The organism is Streptomyces sp. MB09-01 (assembly GCF_033794505.1).
In the GTDB taxonomy this organism is placed as follows: Bacteria; Actinomycetota; Actinomycetes; order Streptomycetales; family Streptomycetaceae; genus Streptomyces.
This window is the reverse complement of the sequence record NZ_JARAYQ010000306.1, coordinates 1-8,706: the sequence shown is the minus strand read 5'-3', so window position 1 is coordinate 8,706 and position 8,706 is coordinate 1. Positions and strand designations below refer to the sequence as shown.

Annotated in this window: 7 protein-coding genes; 2 read left to right on the top strand and 5 right to left on the bottom strand. The window is 71.3% G+C overall.

The window, feature by feature from the left end; all coding sequences use genetic code 11:
- The coding region (locus PV721_RS37770; RefSeq protein ID WP_319732526.1) for a hypothetical protein at window positions 1-1,677 on the top strand (1,677 nt) is incomplete at its 5' end.
- Between the two features lie 56 nt (window positions 1,678-1,733).
- Here the strand turns inward: PV721_RS37770 and PV721_RS37765 are convergent.
- The 3 genes from PV721_RS37765 to panB all read right to left on the bottom strand — a co-directional run bounded on the left by PV721_RS37765 (window position 1,734) and on the right by panB (window position 4,609).
- Window positions 1,734-2,585: an ABC transporter permease gene (locus PV721_RS37765; protein ID WP_319732523.1), complete on the bottom strand. Its 852-nt coding sequence runs from the start codon at window positions 2,583-2,585 to the stop codon at window positions 1,734-1,736.
- Entirely contained in the window at window positions 2,582-3,604 is a 1,023-nt protein-coding gene (locus PV721_RS37760; RefSeq protein ID WP_416371263.1) for an ATP-binding cassette domain-containing protein, read from the bottom strand. The genes PV721_RS37765 and PV721_RS37760 overlap by 4 nt, the downstream gene beginning before the upstream one ends.
- Before the next feature lie 135 nt (window positions 3,605-3,739).
- Entirely contained in the window at window positions 3,740-4,609 is an 870-nt protein-coding gene (panB, locus tag PV721_RS37755; RefSeq protein WP_319732518.1) for a 3-methyl-2-oxobutanoate hydroxymethyltransferase, read from the bottom strand.
- 286 nt (window positions 4,610-4,895) lie between these two features.
- Between panB and PV721_RS37750 the strand changes: the two genes are divergently transcribed.
- A complete protein-coding gene (locus PV721_RS37750) occupies window positions 4,896-5,924 on the top strand; it encodes an endonuclease/exonuclease/phosphatase family protein (protein ID WP_319732516.1) in 1,029 nt (342 codons plus the stop codon).
- Window positions 5,925-5,975: 51 nt separating this feature from the next.
- Here the strand turns inward: PV721_RS37750 and PV721_RS37745 are convergent, their stop codons facing one another.
- Window positions 5,976-7,730: an NAD+ synthase gene (locus PV721_RS37745; RefSeq protein WP_319732514.1), complete on the bottom strand. Its 1,755-nt coding sequence runs from the start codon at window positions 7,728-7,730 to the stop codon at window positions 5,976-5,978.
- Between the two features lie 73 nt (window positions 7,731-7,803).
- A partial coding sequence (locus PV721_RS37740) for a DUF4190 domain-containing protein (protein ID WP_319732512.1) occupies window positions 7,804-8,706 on the bottom strand: 903 nt, incomplete at its 5' end.

Below are 8,706 nucleotides of genomic sequence, written 5' to 3'. Positions count from 1 at the left end.
GCGGGCGGCTGCGACCTCGCCGCCGCCGAGGACGTCTGCGCCGACCCGTCCTACGACACCGCCGACGTCCTCGGCTCCCTCGTCGACAAATCCCTCGTCGTCGCCGCCCCCGGCCCCGACGGCTCCGGCATGCGCTACCGCCTCCTGGAGACCGTCGCCGAGTACGCCGCCGAGCGCCTCGCCGCCGCCGAGGGGGACCGCGAGCACACCGAGCGCCGCCACCTCGTCCACTACCGCGAACTGGCCCGCACCACCGAGCCCCTGCTCCGCGGTCACGGCCAGCGGGCCGCCACCGAGCGGCTCGTCACCGAGTACGAGAACATCCGTACCGCCCTGCGCCGCGCGGTCGCCGCCCGCGACGCCGACGAGGTGCTGTGCCTCGTCCACTCCCTGGGCTGGTACTGGCACATGCACGACCTGGCCACCGAGTCCCGGCACTGGTCCGAGGCGGCCGCCGCGCTCGGCCCCAACCCCTTCGCGGCGCCCTCCGCTCCCGCCGAACCCGTCCACGACCGGATCGTCGACTCGCCCCCGCCGTACACCGGCGAACTGCTCACCGAGGCCTGGCGCGGCATCCAGCTGATCCGGCTGGCCGCCCGCGACCAGAACAGCGACACCTGGGACACTCCCGAGGTCCGTGCCCAGATCGACGGAGTGCTCGCCGCCTACCGGCCCGGGCTGCCGCAGACCTGCCGGTCCCCCTCCTCCCTCTGGATCTACGCCGTCATGATCGCGGGCGACCCCGGGCTGCTGCAGCGCGTCGTGGACGAGACCGTCGAGACCGCCCGTGCCTTCGGCTACCGCTGGGAGCTCGCCTCCGCCCTGCAGCTCCGCGCCAACATCCTCGCCAACCGGGCGGACTGGGCCGGCGACGCCTCCCGCGACGCCGAGGAGAGTCTGGCCCTCTTCCGCGAGCTCGGCGACGACTGGGGCTGCGCCGAGGCGCTGTCCGCGCGCGCCGAGTCCCGGGAGAAGCGCGGCATGTACGCGCTGGCCGCCGAGGACTTCCGGGCCGCGATCGAGCACGCCGAACGCCTGGGCGCCAAGGCCCAGGTGACGGTGTTGCGCGTACGGATGGCCGGGACGCTGGTCGAGAACGGGGAGGCCGAGGAGGCCGAGGCGATCCTCACCGAGATCACGGCACGCTGGCAGGGGTACGGCAACGAGGCCATGCCCGCCGCCCGGATGTTCCTCGCGGGCCTCCTCGGCCGCACCGGCCGGATCGCCGAGGCCCGGGCCCAGCTCGAGGCGCTGCGCGAGGACTTCGCGCTCGGTGCGTACGCCGTCTTCGACGTGTTCCTCCTCGCCACGATGGCCTGGCTGGACAACCAGGACGGCGCGTACGAGGAAGCGCTGGTGCGGATCCGCGAGGCCACGGCCAGGGTCCGGGACCCGCTCGTGATGATGGTCGCCCCGCAGCTGCCCGCCGTGTACCTGCTGACCGGGGCCGTCTCCCTCGTCTCGCTCGGCGGCCCGCGGCGCGAGTACGACGCCGCCCGGCTGTTCGGCGCCTACCGGACGCACCTGCCGCCCGGGCACTTCCCGATCACCACGGAACGCGAGGACGGCTCCCTCGTCGAGGAGCTGGCGCGGGCGGCGCTCGGCGACGCCGCCTACGAGAAGGCGTACGCCGAAGGCGGCGGCCTCACCATGGAGGAGGCCACCGCCCTCATCTGACCCGGCCCCCGGCCGGTGTCCGTCCGGGACGCGATCCGAACGGATCGGTCCGCGGGTCAGGTCTTCTGGCGGAACTTCCGTACCGCGAGCGGCATGGTGACCGCCGTGATGACGAGCGACCAGGCCAGTGTCATCCACACCGAGTCGCCGACCGGAGCTCCGTTGATCAGGGCGCGGGCGGCGTCCGCCAGGTTCGACAGCGGGTTGTAGTCCGTGAAGGACTGCAGCCAGCCCGGCATCGTGGTCGGCGGGGCGAAGATCGAGCTGCCGAACTGCAGCGGCATCAGGACCATCATCGCCATGCCCTGGACCGCCTGCGGGGTCTTCAGGGTGAGACCGAGCAGCACGAAGATCCACATCAGCGAGGCGCCGAACACGGCCGACAGCCCGATCGAGAGGAACAGGCCCAGCACCGGCCCCTTGATCGACAGGCCGAGCAGGAAGCCCACGGCGAGCAGGATCGCGATGGCGACCATCATCCGGCCGAGCTCGACGACGATCTTGGCGATCAGTACCGAGGACCGGGCGATGGGCATGGACCGGAACCGGTCCATCACACCCTTCTTGAAGTCGTCGTTGACGCCGGTGCCGACGCCCATGGCGATGTTCATGCCCATCATGGCCATGAGGCCCGGGACCACGTAGTTGACGTATTCCGCCTGGTTGCCCTTGCCGGAGATCGCGCCGCCGAAGACGAACACGAAGAGCAACGTGAAGATGATCGGCATGAACACGACGTCGAACATCGACTCGGGGTCCTGCTTGATCTGGAGGGTGTTGCGGCGCACCAGGGCGCCGATGTGCCGCAGGTTGCCCCGCAGGCCGATCCGGCCCTCGCCCGGGTGCGCGGCCACCGAGGCCGGACCGGGCGCGGTGGGCGCGGGCTTCGTCGTGGTTACGGTGCTCATGCCGCGACCTCCTCGGTCTTCTCGGTGGGGACGGAGTCCTCGACGGAGGCGGGCTTCTGGCCGGTGATGGCCAGGAACACCTCGTCGAGGCTGGGCAGGTAGGTGCCGAGGTCGGCGATGGCGTACCCGCGGGCGGCCAGCAGGCCGACGACGGCGGTCAGCTGCTCGTCGCTCAGGATCGGGACCAGCAGCACGCCCTCGTCCGGCACGGCCTGGGTGCCGGCCACCCCGTCCAGTCCGGCCTCGGCCAGCGCGCGGGCCATGCCCGGCAGGTCGGCGGAGGCAACGGGGCGGATCTTCAGGGTGCGGCCGCCGACGCGCGCCTTCAGCTCGTCGACCTTGCCGTTGGCGATGACCTTGCCGCGGTCGATGACCGTCAGCTCGCCGGCGAGCTGCTCGGCCTCCTCCATGTACTGGGTGGTGAGCAGCACGGTGGCGCCCTCGGCGACCAGTCGCTGGACCTCGTCCCACACCTCGTTGCGGGTGCGGGGGTCGAGACCGGTGGTCGGCTCGTCCAGGTAGAGCACGGCCGGCTTGCCGATCAGGGAGGCGGCGAGGTCGAGCCGGCGGCGCATGCCGCCGGAGTAGTTCATGGCGGCCTTCTTCGCCGCCTCGGTCAGGGAGAACCGCTCCAGCATCTCGTCCGCGCGGCGGCGGGCGTCCTTGCGGGAGAGGTCGAGCAGCCGCCCGATCATGTAGAGGTTCTCCCAGCCGGAGAGCTTCTCGTCGACCGAGGCGTACTGGCCGGTGAGGCCGATGGTGCGGCGCAGCTGCCGCGGCTGGCGGACCACGTCGTACCCGGCGACGACGGCCGTGCCGGCGTCGGGGGTGATCAGGGTGGAAAGGCATCGCACGAGGGTGGTCTTGCCGGCGCCGTTGGGTCCGAGGACTCCGAGGACCGTGCCCTCGCGGACGTCCAGGTCCACGCCGTCGAGGGCCTTGGTCTCGCCGTAGTGCTTGACCAGCCCCCGTACCTCCACGGCGTTGGGCTTCTTGTCGTTTCGCGTCATGCCCATCATGGGACCAGCCGCCACTGACAAAGCACCGACAGTCGACCGACAAACGTACGACAGACGTACGACAGCCCGCCGACACGTGGTCGGCGGGCTGTCGGTGGAGCGGGCGGCGGGCCGCCGGCGCGGCCGTTCACCTCATCAGTGGAAGGCGTGCTCTTCCTGCGGGAACGTTCCGCCGACCACGTCCTCGGCGAAGGCCTTCGCCGCGTCGCCCATGGTCGCCCGCAGGTTCGCGTACTGCTTCACGAACCGCGGCAGCTTCCCACCGGTCAGGCCCATCATGTCGGTCCACACCAGCACCTGCGCGTCGCACTCCGAGCCGGCTCCGATGCCGACCGTCGGGATGTGCAGGGACCGGGTGACCTCGGCGGCCAGCTCGGCCGGGACGAGCTCCAGCACCACCGCGAAGGCGCCCGCATCCTGCGCCGCCTTCGCGTCGCGCAGCAGCTGGTGCGCGGCCTCGTCGCCGCGCCCCTGCACCCGGTAGCCCATGGCGTTGACGGACTGCGGGGTCAGACCCAGGTGGGACATGACGGGAATGCCGGACTGCACGATCAGCTCGGTCTGGTGCAGCGAGCGCTCGCCGCCCTCCAGCTTCACCGCTCCGACCCCGGCCTCCTTCACGAGACGGGTGGCGCTCCGCAGCGCCTGCACGGCGCCTTCCTGGTACGAGCCGAACGGCATGTCGCCGATGACCAGGGCGCGGCTCGTGCCCCGCACGACGGCCGCCGAAAGCATGGTCATCTGGTCCATCGTCACCGGGACGGTGGAGTCGTAGCCGAGGTGGCAATTGCCCATGGAGTCGCCGACGAGGATGACCGGGATGCCGGACTCGTCGAAGACGGACGCGGTCATCGCGTCGTAGGCGGTGAGCATGGGCCACTTCTCGCCGCGTTCCTTGGCGAGGGTCAGGTCGCGGACGGTGATGCGCCGGGTGCCCGTGCCTCCGTACAGGGTGGGGGAGGCCGCGGATGCGGGTTCGCGGGCAGGCGAAACGGCATGCGTCATTGCAACTGCTCCTTGTGTCATCTCGAGGCGCCCTCACGGCGTCCCCGGACTCACCCACCATGGTGGCATCCGCGGGGCCGAAGGCGGAAGTGGTGTGGGGCGCACACCGGCCCGCAGGATCCAATGTGCGCGTTTCGTGACAACCGGAACCCCGTGCGCACGGCCGTTCGTCCTCCCGGACGTACGACCGTGACGGACGGTCGTGAGGTACGACACGGAAGGCTTCGTGCATCGCCTAGGGTCAAGGGCGGGGACGGAGCGCGAGCACGGCAGTGAGGGCAGTGGCATGGCACAGGCGTACATGACGGAATCGGGGAACGGCGGCTCGGAGCCCGAGCCCTCCGGATCCCCCTTCCGGCGCCGGCTGGCCGAACTGCGCAAGGACCCCGGGATCTGGCGGCGCGGATGGGTGCTCGCCGCGATCGCCGTACTGATCTCGCTGGTGATGATCTTCCACGCGCAGCTGCCCAACGACGTGGGCAACCTCGGCAGCCTCACCGAGACCTTCCTGCCCTGGCTGGGCCTGGCCGTCCCGCTCCTGCTGGCCGGCGCCGTCTTCCGCAAGTCCGCGACCGCCCTCATCGCCCTCGTGCTGACCGGCGCGGTCTGGGCGAACCTCTTCGGCGGCCTGGTCACCGACAAGTCCGGGTCCGGCGGCAACCTCGTGGTCGCCACCCACAACGTCGACGCCGACAACCCCGACCCGCGCGGCACCGCCGAATCGGTCGCGGGGTCCGGGGCCGACATCCTGGCCTTGACCGAGCTCAAGGGCAGCGCCGTCCCCGTCTACGAGAAGGCCCTGGCGGGCACGTACAAGTACCACTCGGTCGAGGGCACGGTCGGCGTGTGGAGCAAGTACCCGCTGAGCGCGAGCGCGCCCGTCGACATCAGGATGGGCTGGACCCGGGCCATGCGCGCCACCGTCGACACCCCGCACGGCAAGGTCGCGGCCTTCGTCGCGCACCTGCCCTCGGTCCGGGTCAAGATGAACGCCGGCTTCACCGCGAACCAGCGCGACGACAGCGCCGACGCGCTGGGCGCCGCGCTCGCCGCCGAACCGCTGAAGAAGGTCATCCTGCTCGGCGACCTCAACGGCACCATGAACGACCGCGCCCTGTCCGAGGTGACCTCGCAGATGCGCTCCACGCAGGGCGCGGCCGGCGACGGCTTCGGCTTCAGCTGGCCGGCGCAGTTCCCGATGGCCCGGATCGACCAGATCATGGTCCGCGGGATCCGGCCGGAGGCCTCGTGGACCCTGCCGCGTACGGGCAGCGACCACCTTCCGGTCGCCGCCCGGGTCACGGTCAAGCCCTGACGCGGGCGGCTGCCGGGCCCGGCCTCCGAGCCCGGCAGCCGCGCGCCGTGGCTACGCCTGCTCGCGCCAGCCGTTCGTGATCGGCAGCCGGCGGTCCTTGCCGAAGCCCTTCGCGGAGATCTTCGTGCCCGGCGGGTACTGCCGGCGCTTGTACTCCGCCGTGTCCACCATCCGCAGGGTCCGGGCGACCAGCTCACGGTCGAACCCGGCCTCCACGATCGCCTCCATGCCCTGGTCGCGGTCCACGTACAGGGCCAGGATCGCGTCGAGCACCGGGTAGTCCGGCAGCGAGTCGGTGTCCACCTGGCCCGGGCGCAGTTCGGCGCTCGGCGGCTTCACGATGGAGTTCTCCGGGATCGGCGGGGTCTCTCCGCGTTCGGCGGCGGCCCGGTTGCGGTAGTGCGCGAGCCGGAAGACGTCCGTCTTGTAGACGTCCTTGATCGGGCCGTACGCGCCCACCGAGTCGCCGTAGAGCGTGGAGTAGCCGACGGCCAGCTCCGACTTGTTGCCCGGGGCCAGCACGATGTGGCCCTCCTGGTTGGAGACCGCCATCAGCATGGTGCCGCGCAGCCGGGACTGCAGGTTCTCCTCGGCCAGGCCGGTGAGGCCCAGCGAGCCCATGTACGCGTCGAACATCGGCTCGATCGGCACGGTCCGGAAGTTCAGGCCGGTCCGCTCGGCCAGGTCGGCCGCGTCGCCCCTGGAGTGGTCCGAGGAGTACTTCGAGGGCATCGAGATGCCGTACACGTTCTGCGCGCCGATCGCGTCGCAGGCGATGGCGGCGACGAGGGCGGAGTCGATGCCTCCGGAGAGCCCGACCAGGACGGAGCGGAACCCGTTCTTCTTCACGTACGCGCGCAGGCCCACGACCAGCGCGTCGTAGATCTCCTCGTCGTCGTCGAGGCGGTCGGCGTAACCGCCGGTGACCACGGCCTCGTACGGCTCCACCGGCTCCTCGGACAGGATCACGCGGTGGATGCGCAGTCCGTCGTCCACCACGCCCTCGGGGGCGTCGGCGCGCGCCGCCGGCAGGTCGAGGTCGACCAGGACGCAGCCCTCGGAGAACTGCGGGGCGCGGGCGATGACTTCGCCGTCGGCGTCGACGACGATCGAGTCGCCGTCGAAGACCAGCTCGTCCTGGCCGCCGATCATCGCCAGGTACGCGAGCGTGCAGCCGGCCTCCTGGGCCCGCTTCTGGACCAGTTCGAGGCGCAGGTCGTCCTTGTTGCGCTCGTACGGGGACGCGTTGACGGAGATCAGCAGTCCGGCCCCGGCGGAGCGGGTGGCCGGGACCCGGCCGCCCTCCTGCCAGAGGTCCTCGCAGATGGCCAGGGCCACGTCGACGCCGTGCACCCGGATCACCGGCTGGGTGTCGCCCGGCACGAAGTACCGGAACTCGTCGAACACCCCGTAGTTGGGCAGGTGGTGCTTGGCGAAGCGCAGGACGACCTGTCCGCGGTGCAGCACGGCCGCCGCGTTCTCCGGGGAGCCGGCCGGCCTGCCGAGCCGGGGGACGGCCTTCTCGGTGCGGTCGAGGTAGCCGACGACGACCGGCAGTTCACCGAGGCCCTCGGCCGCCAGCCGCTCCGCGAGCCCGCGCAGCGCGGCGCGGGAGGCCTCGACGAAGGAGCCGCGCAGGGCGAGGTCCTCGACGGGGTACCCGGTCAGCATCATCTCCGGGAACGCCACCAGGTGGGCACCCTGCTCGGCGGAGTGCCGGGTCCAGTGCACGACCGAGTCGGCGTTGGCGGCGATGTCGCCGACGTGCGAGTCGATCTGATTCAGAGCGAGGCGTAGTTGAGGCACGGGGCCCAGTCTAATCGTCTTTCTGACGCGATGTCCTGGGCCCCGCTCGTTTTCCCTTGCGGGAACTGCTTCGTCAGCCGATCGGGCCGGCATACTTCACGTCGTCGAGCAGGGTCCCCGCGGAGATGTCCGCGGTGATGCTCTTGGTGCCTTCGGGGACCTCGAAGGCCACGATCCCGCTGGCGGACGCGCCCGGCAGGATGGACCCCTTGATCATCTTCGGAACACTGCCGCCGGAGCCGCCGCTGTCGAAGACCATCTCGGCGGTCATGCCCTGCTCGTCGCGGACGTTGGGCATGGCGTAGATGACCTCGTGCGGCGAGGACGAACCGTTGGTGATGGTGACCGTCAGCTGGATCGCGTTCTTCACCCGCTCGCGGGCGATGATGCCCTTCGGCTTGTACTCCGTCGGAGCCGACAGGCTCACCTTGACGCCGTTCGGGTAGGTGAAGGTCTCGCCGAACGGCAGCGCGCTGGTCAGGCCCGGGACCTGGGAGGGCGACGGGGACGCGGATGGCCAGGGCTCACCGCTGGGGTAGAGCCCCTCCAGGTCCATCTCGTCGTCGCCGATGTCGATGCCCTGGTCGACGCGGGAGGTGTTCCCGATGTAGGCGGTCGTGATGAAGAAGCCGCCGATCGAGGCGGCGAGGCCGAGCACGCCGAGGACGGTGCCGACGACGGCCATCGTCTTGTTCGGGGCGCCGTTGTTGGCGCGGACGATGGCGCCGATGCCGAGGCCCGTGGCGACGATGGCCATCAGGGCGCCGGCCCAGAAGAGGAAGGGCACGACGCCGGTGAACACGCCGAAGCAGGCGACGATCACGGCGGCGACGGCCAGGCCGTTGGTGACCGGCTTCGACTGCGGGTAACCGCCGTACGGGCCCGCACCGAAGCCGGGCTGGCCCCAGGCGGGGGCGCCGGGCGCGCGGGGGGCGATCGGGGCGCCCGGTACGGTCGGCGCGCCCCGATCGCCCCC